This is a genomic window from Mesorhizobium sp. 1B3 (genome assembly GCF_050958605.1).
GTDB lineage: Bacteria > Pseudomonadota > Alphaproteobacteria > Rhizobiales > Rhizobiaceae.
Genome location: NZ_JBJHDO010000020.1, coordinates 17904 through 33052 on the forward strand (window position 1 = coordinate 17904; position 15149 = coordinate 33052).

Genomic DNA, 15149 nt, shown 5'->3' on the forward strand with positions numbered 1-15149 from the left:
GACGATGTGGCGTGCTATTGCCCATAGTTCTGCTTCCAAGCACCGTCAAAAGGCGAAAGAAAGCAGAATCTTTTTCCATTTTCGGCTTGAACCGATCAATTGAATATGATCCAAATACATGCACAAAAAGTACATGATTTAAGACAAGGTTGGCGAATGGGGCCGCTCTCAGGATTGAAGGTCGTCGATCTCACGGCAGTGTTGATGGGGCCGTATGCCACCCAGTTCCTGGGGGATTTCGGCGCCGACGTCGTCAAGGTCGAGCCGCCGAGCGGTGATCTCGTGCGTTCGATCGGGCCCGGGCGTTCGCCGGGGATGGGGCCCATTTTCCTCAACGCAAACCGTTCCAAACGGTCGATCGGAATCAATCTGAAGACCGCGCAGGGACGGGAGCTGCTGCTGGACCTGTGCCGAACGGCCGACGCGCTTGTCTACAATGTGAGGCCGGCCGCGATGGCACGGCTCGGTCTATCCTACGAGGAGGTCTCGGCCGCCAATCCTCGCATCATCTATGCAGGCCTTTACGGATACGGCCAGGAGGGTCGCTACGCCAAACGGCCTGCCTATGACGACCTCATACAAGGCGGCGCCACCCTGCCGCATCTCTTCATGTTGTCGGGCTCGAGCGAGCCGCGCTATGTGCCGGCCGCGATCGCCGACCGGATCGTCGGCCTGACCGCGCTCAGCGGCATCCTCGCGGCATTGATCGAACGCGAACGCAGCGGTCGCGGCCAGAGGGTCGACGTGCCGATGTTCGAGACGATGGTCGGCTTCATCCTCGGCGATCACCTTGGCGGTCTCACCTTCGATCCGCCGTTGGATGGCGGCGGTTATCCTCGCCAGCTTGCCCGGGACCGCCGCCCGTTCCGGACCGCCGACGGCTACGTCTGTGCACTCGTCTATACGGATGATCACTGGAGGCGGTTCGTTGAGGCCATAGGCCAACCCGACCTGATGAAGACCGATCCGCGCTTCGCCACCTTCCGCGCGCGGATGGACCATGTCGCGCATGTGTATGGATGGCTCACCGATGTGTTTCAGACGCGCACTTCAGCGGAATGGATCGCATTGCTGGACGAACTCGATGTGCCCGTGATGGCCATGCACAGCTTCGAGTCGGTGCTCGAGGATCCGCACCTCGCCGAAGTCGGGTTCTTCCGACGCGTCGATCATCCCAGCGAGGGCGAGATCGTCACCATGGCCAATCCGGTGCGCATGTCGGCCTCGCCGGTTCAGCCGCAGCGACTCGCCCCCCGGCTGGGGGAGCACACGATCGAGGTTCTGCGCGAACTCGGTGCCGATGACGACAAGATAAGGGGGCTGCTGGACGGCGGGATTGTCACCGCGGAGCAGTCCGCCCCGCCAGACCAAAGAGGGTAAAGATGGATTTCGGCCTCACCAGCGAACAGGAAGCCATTCGCGACGCGATCGAGCGGATCTGTTCTCAATTCGACGACGCTTACTGGCTCAAGCGTGACAAGGAAGGCGGCTTCCCCCAGGATTTCTATGACGCCCTGGCCCACGAAGGCTGGCTCGGCATCTGCACGGCCGAGGCTCAGGGAGGCTCGGGACTGGGCATCACCGAGGCCGCCATCATGATGCGCACGATCGCCGAGTCTGGCGCGGGCATGTCGGGCGCGTCCGCCGTTCATATCAACATCTTCGGGCTGAAGCCGGTCGATGTTTTCGGAACGGAAGAGCAGAAGAACCGAATGATCCGGCCGATGGCCGAGGGGCGGGAGAAGGCGTGCTTCGCCGTCACCGAGCCGAATACCGGACTGAACACCACCCAACTCAAGCTGCGCGCCGAAAAGCGCGGCGGCCACTATCACGTCACCGGCCAGAAGGTCTGGATCTCGACGGCTCAGGTGGCCGACCGCATCCTGCTGCTTGCCCGCACGACGCCGCTTGAGGAAGTCGCGAAGCCGACACTCGGCCTCAGCCTGTTCTACACCAAATTCGACCGCGACCGGATCAAGGTCCGGGAGATCGAGAAGATGGGACGCAAATGCGTCGACTCCAACGAGTTGTTCTTCGAGGACTTCCGCATCCCCGAGGAAGACCTGATCGGCGAGGAGGGGCGTGGGTTCGAATATATCCTGCACGGCATGAACCCGGAGCGCATCCTGATTGCCGCCGAGGCGGTCGGGCTGGGCATGGCCGCCTTGCGAAAGGCAACTCAGTACGCCCGGGAGCGCATCGTCTTCAACAGACCGATCGGGCAGAACCAGGGCATCCAGCATCCGCTCGCGAAGTGCTGGTGCAATCTCGAGGCTGCGTGGCTGATGGTTCTGAATGCGGCCTGGCAATACGATTCGGGAAAGCCGGCCGGCGCGGCGGCCAACGCCGCGAAGTACCTCGCGGGCGAAGCCGGGTTCGAGGCTTGCCAGACGGCCGTCATGACCCATGGCGGCTTCGGCTATGCCAAGGAATATCATGTCGAGCGCTATATGAGGGAAGTGATGGTTCCGCGGATCGCGCCCATCAGTCCGCAACTGGCCCTGAGCTTCATCGCCGAACGCGTGCTTGGCCTGGCCAAGTCCTACTGACGCGTCATGTTCGCGATCCCGGCCGCACAGCTCGATCTGTCGACCTTCATCAGGAAGGGCGACCGTGTACTGATCGGGCAAGGAACGGCTGAACCGCTGACGTTGACGAGGTCACTTGTGCGACAGGGGGAGCGGCTGCCTCCATGCAGCCTCTTCATAGGTCCGACCTACTCAGACACCTTCACGGCAGACGCTCCGGAGCACATCTCCTTCGAAAGCTACGGCGCCATCGGCGCCGCCGCGAAGCTCGCGCGCTCCGGGCGGCTTTCGATCTATCCCGAGCATTTCTCCAGCTTGGCGGAGGAATTGGGCGGACCGCGACTGCCGGTCGGCTGCCTGTTGATCCAGTTGCGCCCTTCGCTCACAGGCAGCGGTTACAATCTCGGCGTGGCGCGCGATTTCGTGATCGACGCGGCCCGCCGGGCGCGTTGCATCATTGCCGAGCTGAACCTGGCGCTGCCCGCCTGCTGCGGCGGCGACGTCGGCGACGACCTGCCGATATCGGCGCTGGTGGAAGCGGAGTTCCCGCCGGTGGAAATCCCGCCATACCCCGTCGGCGACACGGAAAAGCGCATCGCGGCGAACGTCGCCGCCTTGGTGCCGGACGGCGCGGTGCTGCAGGTGGGCGTCGGCGCAATTCCGGCATCCGTTCTCCTGGCGCTCACAGACCACCAGGATCTCGGTTTCCATTCCGGCGCTGCGTCTGATGGTCTTGTCGATCTCGCGGAGGCGGGCGCGCTGACCAATGCACGCAAGGAGATCGACGCCAACGTATCGGTCACCGGCATCCTTCTCGGCAGCCGCCGACTTTATGAATTCGCCCACCGCAATCCGCAATTGCGCCTGGCGGGGCCGGACGAAACGCACAACCTGGCCCATATCGCGCGGCTGTCGCGCTTCCACGCCATCAACTCGGCGCTCGAGATCGATCTCACAGGCCAGGTCGGCGCGGAGGTCGCGGGCAACCGGCATGTCGGCGCGATCGGCGGTCAAGTCGATTTCGTCCGCGCCGCGCGCCATTCCCCGGGCGGGCGCGCGGTGATCGCCCTTCCCGCCACAACCAGGGACGGCGCGAGCCGCATCGTCATCCAGGTGAGCACCGTCACCTGCGCCCGGTCGGACGCGGATACCGTCGTCACCGAACATGGCGTGGCGGAGCTTCGTGGACAAAGCCTCGACGAACGGGCCCGGCGCATGATCGCGATCGCCGCGCCGCAGTGGCGCGAACCTCTCGCGCGTGCCTGGCATGAGGGCAGGAAGCATCTGCAATGAACATGAACGCGGGAAAGGGGCCGCTCGCAGGCGTCAAGATCGTGGAGATGCAGGGTATCGGGCCGGCGCCGCTCGCGGCGATGCTCCTGGCCGATCTCGGCGCCGATGTCATGCGTGTCGAACGCATGGCGGAATCCGGCATCGGGGTCGCGCGGCCTCGCGAATTCGACTTCGCGACCCGAGGCCGCGCCGCAGTGTCGGTCGATCTCAAGCGCGAGGAGGGGGTGGCGTTCACGCTTGGCCTGATCACGCAAGCCGATGGCCTGGTCGAGGGCTTCCGGCCGGGCGTCATGGAGCGGCTCGGGCTTGGCCCCGAACCTTGCCTGAGGCTCAATCCACGGCTCGCCTACGGCAGGCTGACAGGCTGGGGGCAGTCCGGCCCACTGGCGAGCACCGCGGGGCACGATCTCAACTATCTCGCGCTCACAGGCGTGCTGGACCGACTGGGCAGGGCAGGTTCTTCCCCGACCCCGCCGATCAATCTTCTCGGCGACTATGCCGGCGGCAGCATGCTGATGGCCTTCGGCCTGCTTGCAGCCATTCTGTCGGCGCGGACGACCGGACGGGGACAGGTGGTCGACGCAGCGATGGTCGATGGGGTTTCGCTACTCGCCGTTCCGCTCCTCGGTCTCATCGGGGCCGGGATTCACGATCGCGGGCGCGGAGAAAACCTGCTCGACACCGGGGCGCCACACTACGATGTCTATCCCTGCGCCGATGGAGCCTATCTTTCCGTTGCGGCCATCGAGCCGAAATTTCGGGCGCAACTTCTGACAGGTCTTGGCTTCGACCCCAACGGCTTCCCCGATGTCGCCCGGCGCGAGAACTGGGCCGAGGCGCGGCGGCTGATCGCCGAGCGCATCGCGAGCCGTCCGCGCGCGCAATGGATCGACATCTTCGAGGGCACGGATGCATGCGTCGCCCCGGTGCTCACCTTCGAGGAAGCGATTGCACACCCGCACAATGAGGCGCGCGCGTCCTACGTAGAAATCGGCGGCAAGGTTCAGCCTGCGCCAGGCCCGCGCTTTTCCGAAACTCCGGCCGGTTGTCCGTCGGGGCCGAAACGGGACAGGTCGGAGTTGGATGGCACGCTCACCCGATGGGGCATCGAGCCCGACCGCATCGCGCAGCTGCGTCGCTCGGGAGCTTTGCTTTAGCAGACAAGATGGATCGACACCGCTTCGTGCGTCAGCGAGGCACTTGGTAAGGGAGTGGAAATTGGCCGGACTTTATTACGAAGAATTCGAGGTGGGAAAGGAGTACGAGCACCCGCTCTCGCGGACGGTGACCGAGCATGACAACATCTCCTTCAGCCTCATGACGATGAACCCGCAACCTTTGCACGTGGACAATCATTTCTCCGCAGGCACGGAATGGGGGCAGCCGCTCTTCAACAGCCTCTATACGCTGGCCATCATGATCGGCATGTCGGTGCAGGACACGACGCTCGGCACGACCATCGGCAATCTGGGCATGAGCGATGTCCGGTTCCCCAAGCCGGTCTTCGCCGGGGACACGTTGCGCGCCCGTACCAGGATCGTCAGCAAGCGTGAGAGCGCTTCGCGACCCACTGCCGGGATCGTCGAGTTCGAGCACACCTGCCTGAACCAGCGCGGCGACGTCGTCGCCTCGTGCCGCCGCACCGGCATGATGCACAAGCGGCCGGTGGCGTGATGCGGTCGCTGCTGTTCGTCCCGGGCGACAGCCCGCGAAAATTCGCCAAGGCGATCGGCACGGCCGCCGATGCCCTGGTCCTCGACCTGGAGGATTCCGTCGCCGCGTCGGCCAAGAGCGAGGCGCGCCGGACGGTCACCGAAATGCTGGCCGCCGATCGTGCCGGGAAGAGCCTTGTCGTTCGCGTCAATGCCTTCGATACCGGGCTGACCCTCGACGACCTCGCCGCCGTCATGCCGCAGGCTCCGGACGCAGTCATGCTGCCGAAATGCCGTGGCCGGAGCGATCTCGATTTGCTCGACCATTATCTCTCCGCTTTCGAGGCGGCCAATGGCCTGGAGAGAGGCAAGACCGGCGTGATCGCGGTCGCGACCGAGACCGGCGAGTCGGTGCTGGGCCTGTCCGGCTATCGACCGCATCCACGGTTGCGCGGGCTGTTGTGGGGTGCGGAGGACCTGACGGCTTCGATCAATGCGACCGGCAATCGCGACGGCGCGGCCTATAGCGGTCCTTTTCTTCTCGCGCGCAACCTGTGCCTGATGGCGGCTTCGGCCGCCGGCGTTCCGGCGATCGATACCGTCTGCACGAATCTCGGCGATCTGGATTATGTCGCGGCCGAGGCGCGTGCCGCTCGACGTGATGGATTCTCGGCAAAGGCCGTCATCCACCCGAACCACATCGATCCCGTGAACGCGGCGTTCCAGCCAACGCAGCAGGAAATCGACTGGGCCCGGTCGGTGGTGCGCGCATTCGAGGAAAACCCCGGCCAGGGCGTCGTCCAGATCGACGGCAAGATGATCGACAAACCTCACGAACGTGCGGCCCGCAACATCCTCGCCGCGGCTGGGGGGTGAAGCGGCATGACGACGGCGGACCCGGATGCTCGCCCGGGCTTCTGGAGCACGACGCGCATCGCCACGCTGGTCGTCGTCATCGGCTTTGCCTGCAATTTCGTCGCCCGCGGCGTGGTCGACACCTACATGGTGTTCATGCTGCCGCTGGAGCACGAATTCGGATGGCGGCATGCCGATCTCACCCGTGTCTATTCGGCCTACCTCATCACGCTCGGCGTCATGTCACCCCTGACCGGAGCTCTGCTGGACGGGTGGGGGCCGCGCGTATCCTATCTCGCAGGCGTCGGTCTGATGGCCGGCGCCATGCTGCTCGCCTCGCAAGCCTCCGCCATGTGGCAGCTCTATTTGGCGATCGGCATCATGTGCGGCATGGCGTCCTCGCTGATGGGCATGGTCCCGGCGGCGGCGCTGATAGGTCGCTGGTTCGACCGCCAGATGAGCGTGGGGATCGGGCTGGCCTATGCCGGTTTCGGTTCAGGTATGTTGCTCGTCGTGCCGCTGGCCCAGGCAGGCATCGAGGCGTTCGGATGGCGCGAGACCTACAGGATGATGTTCCTGGCGCTTCTGGCGATCGTTCCGCTGCTGCTTCTTTTGCCATGGAGCCGCATTGCCATCGGTGCGCCCGGCAATCCGCGTGCCCGCGTGACGAAGGAAGGACAGCGGGGCGCTACGCCCGCCGATGATGTCCCGCAATGGACTATCCGCACGGCGATCGGCACCGTTGAATTCTGGCTTCTCGTGCAGGCCTTCTTCTTCACGGCGGTCGCCGCCTATCTCACCTCGGTCCAGGTCATCGCCTTCCTGATCGACCGCGGCTATCCGCCGCTGGAGGCGGCGCTCGCCTTCGGGGTTGCCGGCATGCTGTCGATCTGCGGTGTCATGGTGTCGGGCTGGGCCATGGTGCGGTTCGGCGTACGGCGCGCGACGGTTATATCCTTTATCGGCACCTTCCTCGGCATATCGGGCCTGGTCTGTTTCGCGCTTTGGCCGCATGTCGGCTGGGTGTTGCTTTTTGTCGTGGCTTTCGGCACCAGCCAGGGGGCACGCGGTCCTGTCATCAGCGCGCTCAACGCCCGCATCTTCGCGCGGGGGCGGGTCAGCTCGATCTACGGCCTGATCTTCATGATCATGTCGTTCGGATCGGCATTCGGAGCCTGGCTCTCCGGGCTCCTGCACGACGTGACAGGCGACTATACCGCCGCCTTCGCCGTTGCCTGCCTTTCCGTTTTTCTGGCCGCGGCGCCGTTCCTGGTGACACGTCGTCTCGTAGAAGCGCGGGAGTTGCCGCCTCCCGCTCCCTGATCCTTCGCGTCGGGCTTAGCCGGCTGATAAGAAAGCTGTCACCCAATCCCGGCAGGACAGTGATGGGCTACTCGCGATCGGTCGAAGTTCAACGCCGATGGCATTAAACCTTGATCAGGCCGGCCGAAGCTCGATCAGCGCGTCGAGCGCCAGCGCGCCCTTGCCCTCCTCGAGGATGACGACTGGATTGAGGTCGATGCTGAGCAGCCGCTGGTCGGCGCTGGCGGCAAATTTCGAGAGGTTCGACAGGAGCTTTACCGCCGCATTGATATCTCCCGACGGGCGTCCGCGTGCGCCCTTGAGAATGGCGGCGATCCGGGTGCTCTCGATCATCGCACGCGCCTCCGCCTCGGAGAAAGGGCAGCGGCGCAACACGGAGTCCTCCATCAGCTCGGCGAAGATGCCGCCTGGGCCGAACACGGCGATCGGGCCGAACACGGGATCGTTCTTGACCCCCATGATAACCTCCGTTCCGCCTGAGACTTGCCGCGCGACCAGGACGCCTTCGATGCGGGCATTGGGAACGCCGCGGCGCGCGCGTTCCATCAACGTCGTATAGCCTTCCTCGACGGCAGCGGCATCGGAGACGCCGAGCAACACACCGCCGATTTCCGTCTTGTGGTGGATATCGGGTGAAAGGATCTTCAGCACCACGGGATAGCCGATCCGCTCGGCCGCCGCGACCGCCTCCTTCGCGCTGGCGCAGGATTGCTCTTCCGCGAAAGCTATTCCATGTCCGGCAAGCAGTTCCTTTGCCTCGGCCTCGCTCGGTGTGGCGCTGGGCAGCGCGGCCTGTCGCGCAGGTGCCGTGCCGCTGCTGTCCCGCCGCTCCGCGAAGCTTGCGCCGAGGCGGCCCATCGCGGCGACGGCGGCGACGGCTCTGTCGGCATCCTCGAACACCGCCACGCCGATCTCCTCGTAGCGACGTGCCTGTTCGCGAGAGAGCACCGCGACCAAGACGATCAGCGTTTCGGGAAAGCGACGGCGTTTTTCCGACAGCTCTTCGTAGAGCAGCTTGCCGAAATGTTCTGTCCCGGCCACCTGCGCGAAAAAGGCGACGATCGAGGAATAGTCCCCCTCGGTCATCATCGCCTCGAGGCACGTGTGCAGCAGCGACGAATCGTTGACGATATGGGCAGTGCAGTCGACCGGGTTGCGGAACGAGGCAAAGGGCAGAACCGCTTGCAGGCGCTGGCGTGTCTCGGCCGGCATTTCCGGCATCGCAACGCCGCGCGCTTCGGCGGCATCGCTCATCAGCACGCCTGCGCCACCGCTCACCGTCATCACTCCGAGGCGATTGGGCGCGGGGTAGATGCCATGCGCGGCGACGCGGGCGAAGTCCAGGAGTTGATCGGCTGACTGGACGCGGATCGCGCCGAATTCCTCGAAGATGGCATCGGCGACGCGGTCGTCGCCGGCGATGGAGGCTGTATGCGAGGCGGCCGCCTGGGCGCCGAGCTGGCTGCGTCCGACCTTCATGATCAGCACCGGCTTGCCCGCTTCCCTGGCGGCGGCGAGGCCCGCCATCAGGGTGGAGCCGTCCTTGATGCCTTCCATATAGGCGGCGATGACGCGCGTCTTCGGATCCGTCGCGAGATAGCCGATCACTTCGCCTACCGACACGTCGGCCTCGTTGCCGGTCATCACGCAGAGCGGCGCGCCGATGCCGGCGTTGCGCGCCAGGGTCGCGAGATGCGAGCCGAAGGCGCCGGACTGGCTGACGATGCTGACGCCCCCGTCGATCGGCCAGCCCGATTCGAATGTCGTCGTGAAGGTGGGGAACCAGGCGCAGCGCGCATTGAACAGGCCGAGCGAATTGGGACCCAGCATGCGCAGCCCCGACTCCCGGGCGATGGCCGCGAGTTCGGATTGCGCCTTGGCGCCATCATCGCCCATTTCGGCGAAACCGGACGAAAAGACGATTGCCGCACGGCAGCCTCGCTGGCCCAGCGCCCGCAGCGTTTCGGCGACTTGTGGCGCCGGCACGGCGACGACCGCGGCTTCGGGGGCTGCCGGCAAATCCGCGATCGAGGCATAGGCCTTCAACCCTTGGATTTCCGGTCGGTTCGGATTCACCGGATAGATCGCGCCCTCGAAGCCGGCTTCCAGCATCCACCAGATCGGACGACCGCCGATGCGGCTCCGGTCCGACGACGCGCCGATCACGGCGACCGACTTGGGTTCGAGGAGGTGTTTGATCGACGAGAAATCGTAGCTGCCGCTCATTTGGAAACCTTGGATGCCAGGGAAATCGGTACTGCGGATCGCGCTCATCAGGCTGAGGGCAGGTTGAGAACCGCCTTGGCTATGATGTTGCGTTGCACCTGGCTTGTGCCGCCGGCAATGGTGGAGGGACGCGATTGGAAGAACATCGTCGCTGCTTCCGCCTGCTCCGCATTGTCCCCGCCGGCCGCAACCCCCGCCTCGGCCGACATCGAGAGGATCTCTTCGGTGACCGCCTGATAGGTTTCCGAACTCAGCAGTTTCAGGATCGAAGCCTCGGCGCCTAGCTCGCCGCCGTTCTTGACGAAACTGGAATAGTCGGCGTAGAGCGCCAGGAAGTCCTGATAGTCGAGATGCAACTTCGTGTAGCGGTCAGGGCTGAAGCCGGGAGCCTCGCGGCCGGACGCGGCGGCGAGCGCATCGAGACGATCCATTGCTCCCTTCACATAACGCGGGCTGCCGACGAACAGCCGCTCGTGGCCAAGCAGGGCTTTTGCGATCGTCCATCCCTTGTGCAGTTCCCCGACCAGGTTTTCTATGGGAACGCGCACATTGTCGAAGAACACCTCGCAGAACTCGAGCTCGTCCGAAAGGGTTCGGATCGGGCGCACCGTTATGCCGGGCGCTGCGAGGTCGACGAGGAAGAAGCTGATGCCTTCCTGCCGGATGCGCGGTGAGGGATCGGTTCTGGCGAGCAGGAACATCATGTTCGACTGATGCGCCATCGTGGTCCAGATCTTCTGGCCGTTCAGCACCCACTCCTTCCCTTCGCGCAGTGCCGCGAGCCGCAACGAGGCAAGATCGGAGCCGGCATTCGGCTCCGAATAACCCTGGCACCAGACATGCTCCGCGCTGACGATCTTCGGCAGATAGTACTGCTTTTGCTTTTCCGTGCCGAACTGCATCAGCAAGGGACCGAGCATCACCAGCCCCATTTCGTGGAGGCGGGGGACGCCGATGGCGCTCAGCTCCTCGGCGAATGCGATCTGATGGGCGACGTCGAGACCCATGCCGCCATATTCCACCGGCCAGGCCGGGGCGATCCAGCCTTTCCCTGCCATCTGCCTGTTGTACTGGGCGACCTCCAGCGGGCCGACACGGCGAGCAACATGCAGCAGGTCGGGCGGAAATATGCCGGTCACGAATTCGCGGACCATCGCGCGGAATTCGGCCTCGGGCATCGAATTATAGTCGGCCATGTCGATATGATCTCCTCCATTCCGCGGAAAGGCTCTCGTCCGCTGAGCGAGGAAAACGTATCCGCCGTGTTCGGATCGGTCAATTATCCGAACAATATTTTTATTCTTGAACGCTTTGTCTGTGGCTGCTACCCATATCGGACCTGACCGGGAGGGGGCCTGAGGGTACCGGATCGGGATTTTTTGCACGGTCCGCTCCGTATCGGTGCGGCGTGATTTTTTGGGAGGAGCAGTATGAAGCACGCGATCCGCATTGCCGCCGCCTTCGCGGCACTTGTCCTGACGCCATCGATTGCCGGGGCCAAGACACTGACTTACGGAACCTATCTGTCGGCCCGACACGCTACGAACGTCACCAGCGTCGTCCCGTGGATGAAGGCCGTGGAGCAGGCGACTGGAGGCTCCTTGACGTTTGAACTGGCGGCCGATGGCACGCTGGTCAGCGGGCGGGACTCGCTGCAGGGAATACGCGACAGCCTGATCGACATGTCGACGATCGTCGATTTCTATACGCCCAACGACCTGAAGACGAGCACGATCCTGACCGAGCTCGCCATGCTCGGATCCGACGCGGCCGTCATGACAGCGGCAATCAACGAAATGCAGCTTCTCAATTGTCCGTCCTGTCTCAAAGAGGGCGAAGACAACAATCTCAAGATCCTCGCGATCTACGCCAGCGCGCCCTATCATCTGATCTGCAACAAGCCGTTCGAGACGCTGGAATCCCTGAAGGGCACACGCATACGCGCCACTGGTGCGTGGGCGATCTTCGCGACGTCGATCGGGGCGACGCCGGTCAACATCACCTCCGGCGAGCAATACGAGGCATTGCAGCGCGGGCAGGTGGATTGCACGCTCATCAACGTTCCGGCGCTGACGAATTATTCGCTTTTCGAAGTCGCCAAATATGTCGTGGACCTTCCCATCGGCACCTTTCACGGCGCCCATGTCTTCAACCTGAACTCGTCGGTCTGGGATGGGCTGACGGAAAACGAGAAGAAGGCCTTCGTCGACAACATTCCTCAGGCCATGGCGAACCTGACCGAGGGTGCGATCGCGGAGGACGCCCATGCGCGCAAGGTGGCAACCGAGGCCGGCGTCGTTTTCGCCAAGCCCGACCCCGCGCTGGTCGAAGCGCTCGATGCTTTCAAGCAGGACGAGCTCAAGCGCGTCGGTGAGCTTGCAAAGAGCCGTGGCCTCGAGAACACGGACGAACTGTTCGGGCGCTTCCAGGAATTGATCGCGAAGTGGGATGGCCTGGTTTCGGAAACCGGCGAGGACTGGAGCAAATACGCGACGGCTCTCAAGACCGAAATCTACGACAAGATCCATTGAGCCGGCGATGACCACGACATCCGAACGGCAGATGCTGCCCCGCCCTGTTCGGGCGGGCACTTCCCTCCTGATGCTCGGCGGCTCCATCGCGATGGTCGCCATGATGCTTCATATCTGCGCCGACGTCTTGAGTCGGCGCTTTCTCGGTACCCCCATCGTGGGCACGCTCGAATACGTCACCTACCTCTATATGGTCGCCGTCGTCTTTCTCCCGCTCGGCCGTGTTCAGGAAGAACGAGGGCATGTCATCGTCGAGGTCGTCTCCCAGCTGATGCCGGCACGGGTCAATCTCTGGGTGGATCGCGGAGCCCAGCTCTTCACGCTCGCTTACGTGACGTTCATCGCCTGGTGGGGCTGGATGGAGACTGTCAGGTCGTTCACCCGCAACGAAGTGGTGACAGTCATCCAGACCGATTTCCCGCTTTGGCCGACCCGTCTCCTGGTACCGCTCGGTCTCGCCGCCATGAGCTTCGTGATCGTCGTTCAACTCGCCCAGAGCTTCCGATCGGGATCACAGCCTCCTCACAGCGATCCCGCAGCCCACTGATCCGGAGCCGGAAATGACACCCTTGATGATCGGATTCTCCGGAATCGTAGTCTTGCTCGTGCTCCTGGCGCTGCGCGTACCCATTGCCGTCGCTCTGGGGGCCGTATCGCTCATCGGCATCGGTCTCGTTCGCGGCTTCGACGCGGTCTATGGCGCGGCGCGCACCATGCCTTATGCCTTCGTGGCCAAGTGGGAACTGTCGTCGGTTCCCATGTTCCTGCTGATGGGAGCGATAGCCTATTATTCCGGGCTTACGACCAGCCTGTTTCGCGCCATGCGTCTCTGGTTCTCGCGGCTCCCGGGCGGATTGGCGGTCGCCACCAATTTCGGCTGCGCCGGTTTTGCCGCAGCATCGGGCTCGAGCATGGCGACGGCGGCGTCCATGGGGCGCCTCACCATTCCCGAAATGCGGCGATACAATTACGATCCGGGATTGGCGACGGGTGTTGTCGCCGCGGCAGGCACCCTCGGCTCGCTGATCCCGCCGAGCATCATGCTGATCATCTTCGGCATGATGACGGAAACCTCGATCGGCAAGCTCTTCATCGCCGGCATCCTGCCTGGCATTCTGACGGCGCTCGTCTATGCCATCATGATCGTTGCCCGTTGTACATGGAATCCGAAGCTCGCTCCGCCGCTCGCCGAGAAAGTGAGTTGGGGTGAACGGTTCAAGGTGCTGGCGGAAATCTGGCAACTCCCCATCCTGATCCTGATCGTGATCGTGTCGCTCTACACCGGACTGGCCACGACCACCGAGGCTGCGGCCGTGGGAGCCCTTGCCGCACTCGCGATGGCTGCCATGAACAGGACTTTGAAAGTGAGCGTCGTCCGCGACTCGGTCATAGAAGCGCTGAGGAGCACGTCATCGATCTTGTTCATCTCGTTCGGCGCGATCTTCTTCAGCCGTTTCCTGACCTTTTGCGGCTTGCCGCAATATATGGCCGGACTTGCGGAGACCATGGCTTTCAGCCCGCTTCTGCTGCTCCTGTTCGTCGGCGGAATCTATTTGATCCTGGGCATGTTCCTCGACCCGTTGGGCCTGCTGCTTCTGACTGTGCCGATCTTCCTGCCCTTCTTTGAGACGGCGGGCTACGACAAGGTCTGGATGGGGATCATGGTGGTCAAGTTCATCGAGATCGGTCTGATCACGCCGCCGGTGGGTCTCAATGCATTCGTCGTCAAAGGCATAGTGGGCGACAGCATCAGCCTCGGGACGATCTTCCGCGGCCTCGGCTGGTTCATCGTTGCCGAGGTCGTCGTCGTCCTGTTGCTGACGATCTTTCCGGAAATCGTGCTCGTCCTGCCGAACCGTATGTAGGGTCGGAGCGGGGCGCGTCGGCGCCCCGCTCCTCGAGGGATCTCCAGATAGTCCGCTCAGACGGATTGTGTCTGGCTGATCTGGCCCAGCACCTGCGAAATGTCGCGCGCGGCTGCTACCGTCTCGTCGATCAGCTGCTGGCTGTGAAGCTGGTAGCGTTCGGTGGGGATGCCGAGAACGACACCCCCGACCAGGCCACCACTGCCGAAAATGGGTGCCGCGATTCCGGTAAGGCCCAATGTCGAACCGGCGGTGGTCAGGGCATAGCCGCGCTCGCGAACCTCCTGGAGCAGCGCCTCGATGTCGGCCCTGTCTGTCTTGGTGTAAGGCGTCAGCTTCCGGAATGTCGTGCGGCTCAGATAGTCGTCGACAAAGCGCTTGGGCAGGTAGGCCAGCAGAACCAGCCCCCCGGCTGTTGCATAAAGAGGACGCCGGTCGCCCACCGTCGCGGCGAAGCGCAGCGCCTGCGTCGATTCGGCCTTGGCGATGTAGACGAACTCGTCGCCACCGGGAGCCATCTCGCAGATCATCGCGGTTTCCGACGTGGTCTCGGCCAGACGCCGCAGGATCGGCAGCGCGGCCTCCGGGAAGCGCCTGCGCGCGACGATCGCCGAGGCGAGGCTGAAGGCCCGGCCCCCCAGGCGGTAGATGCCGTCGGCGTGGTCGACATAGCCGCCCTGGCTAAGCGCGCGCATGAGGTTGAGGACGCTGCTCTTCGGCGTGCCTATGCCCTTGCTCAAGGCGGCGAGAGTGCAGCCGCGCTCCTCTTCGGCAAGCATCTCCAGAATGGCAAGCAGACGATCGGCCGAGCGGGGCGTCGCGTGCTGGATGGCTCGTTTCTCGTTCATTCCGTTCCCGGCTTTCGTAGCTGTCTTT

13 protein-coding genes are annotated in these 15149 nt (G+C 63.8%); 10 read left to right on the plus strand and 3 right to left on the minus strand.

The window, feature by feature from the left end:
* Positions 1-156 precede the first annotated feature (156 nt).
* The 7 genes from ACCO56_RS31430 (at position 157) to ACCO56_RS31460 (ending at position 7651) form a co-directional block, all read left to right on the plus strand.
* Positions 157-1380 (plus strand): CaiB/BaiF CoA transferase family protein, encoded by a 1224-nt coding sequence (locus tag ACCO56_RS31430; protein WP_433644903.1) that lies wholly within the window; start codon positions 157-159, stop codon positions 1378-1380.
* Between the two features lie 2 nt (positions 1381-1382).
* Positions 1383-2549 (plus strand): acyl-CoA dehydrogenase family protein, encoded by a 1167-nt coding sequence (locus tag ACCO56_RS31435; RefSeq protein ID WP_433644904.1) that lies wholly within the window; start codon positions 1383-1385, stop codon positions 2547-2549.
* 6 nt (positions 2550-2555) lie between these two features.
* The gene (locus tag ACCO56_RS31440) at positions 2556-3821 is read left to right on the plus strand and encodes an acetyl-CoA hydrolase/transferase family protein (RefSeq protein WP_433644905.1); all 1266 of its coding nucleotides are present in this window, start codon (positions 2556-2558) and stop codon (positions 3819-3821) included.
* Positions 3818-4978: a CaiB/BaiF CoA transferase family protein gene (locus ACCO56_RS31445; RefSeq protein WP_433644906.1), complete on the plus strand. Its 1161-nt coding sequence runs from the start codon at positions 3818-3820 to the stop codon at positions 4976-4978. The genes ACCO56_RS31440 and ACCO56_RS31445 overlap by 4 nt, the downstream gene beginning before the upstream one ends.
* Before the next feature lie 61 nt (positions 4979-5039).
* Positions 5040-5495, plus strand: coding sequence for a MaoC family dehydratase (locus ACCO56_RS31450; protein ID WP_433644907.1), 456 nt, complete (start codon positions 5040-5042; stop codon positions 5493-5495).
* Positions 5495-6349 (plus strand): HpcH/HpaI aldolase/citrate lyase family protein, encoded by an 855-nt coding sequence (locus tag ACCO56_RS31455; protein ID WP_433644908.1) that lies wholly within the window; start codon positions 5495-5497, stop codon positions 6347-6349. Before ACCO56_RS31450 ends, ACCO56_RS31455 begins: the two co-directional genes overlap by 1 nt.
* A 6-nt stretch (positions 6350-6355) precedes the next feature.
* Positions 6356-7651 carry an MFS transporter gene (locus ACCO56_RS31460; protein ID WP_433644909.1) on the plus strand — a complete coding sequence of 432 codons (1296 nt, stop codon included), beginning with the start codon at positions 6356-6358 and terminating at the stop codon, positions 7649-7651.
* A 114-nt stretch (positions 7652-7765) separates the two neighbouring features.
* Here ACCO56_RS31460 and ACCO56_RS31465 read toward each other — a convergent pair whose 3' ends face one another.
* Both ACCO56_RS31465 and ACCO56_RS31470 read right to left on the minus strand, forming a co-directional pair.
* Positions 7766-9877, minus strand: coding sequence for an acetate--CoA ligase family protein (locus ACCO56_RS31465; RefSeq protein ID WP_433644910.1), 2112 nt, complete (start codon positions 9875-9877; stop codon positions 7766-7768).
* Between the two features lie 47 nt (positions 9878-9924).
* Entirely contained in the window at positions 9925-11073 is a 1149-nt protein-coding gene (locus ACCO56_RS31470) for an acyl-CoA dehydrogenase family protein (RefSeq protein ID WP_433644911.1), read from the minus strand.
* A 234-nt stretch (positions 11074-11307) separates the two neighbouring features.
* Here ACCO56_RS31470 and ACCO56_RS31475 point away from each other — a divergent pair, with 234 nt between their 5' ends.
* From ACCO56_RS31475 to ACCO56_RS31485, 3 genes are read left to right on the plus strand one after another with little or no spacing between them, the layout of a single operon-like run.
* Positions 11308-12408 carry a C4-dicarboxylate TRAP transporter substrate-binding protein gene (locus ACCO56_RS31475; protein WP_433644912.1) on the plus strand — a complete coding sequence of 367 codons (1101 nt, stop codon included), beginning with the start codon at positions 11308-11310 and terminating at the stop codon, positions 12406-12408.
* Between the two features lie 7 nt (positions 12409-12415).
* Positions 12416-12955 (plus strand): TRAP transporter small permease, encoded by a 540-nt coding sequence (locus ACCO56_RS31480; protein ID WP_433644913.1) that lies wholly within the window; start codon positions 12416-12418, stop codon positions 12953-12955.
* 13 nt (positions 12956-12968) lie between these two features.
* Positions 12969-14273: a TRAP transporter large permease gene (locus tag ACCO56_RS31485; protein ID WP_433644914.1), complete on the plus strand. Its 1305-nt coding sequence runs from the start codon at positions 12969-12971 to the stop codon at positions 14271-14273.
* Between the two features lie 56 nt (positions 14274-14329).
* On the opposite strand, the gene ACCO56_RS31490 is transcribed toward ACCO56_RS31485, so the two are convergent.
* Positions 14330-15121, minus strand: coding sequence for an IclR family transcriptional regulator (locus tag ACCO56_RS31490; RefSeq protein WP_433644915.1), 792 nt, complete (start codon positions 15119-15121; stop codon positions 14330-14332).
* Between the last annotated feature and the right edge of the window lie 28 nt (positions 15122-15149).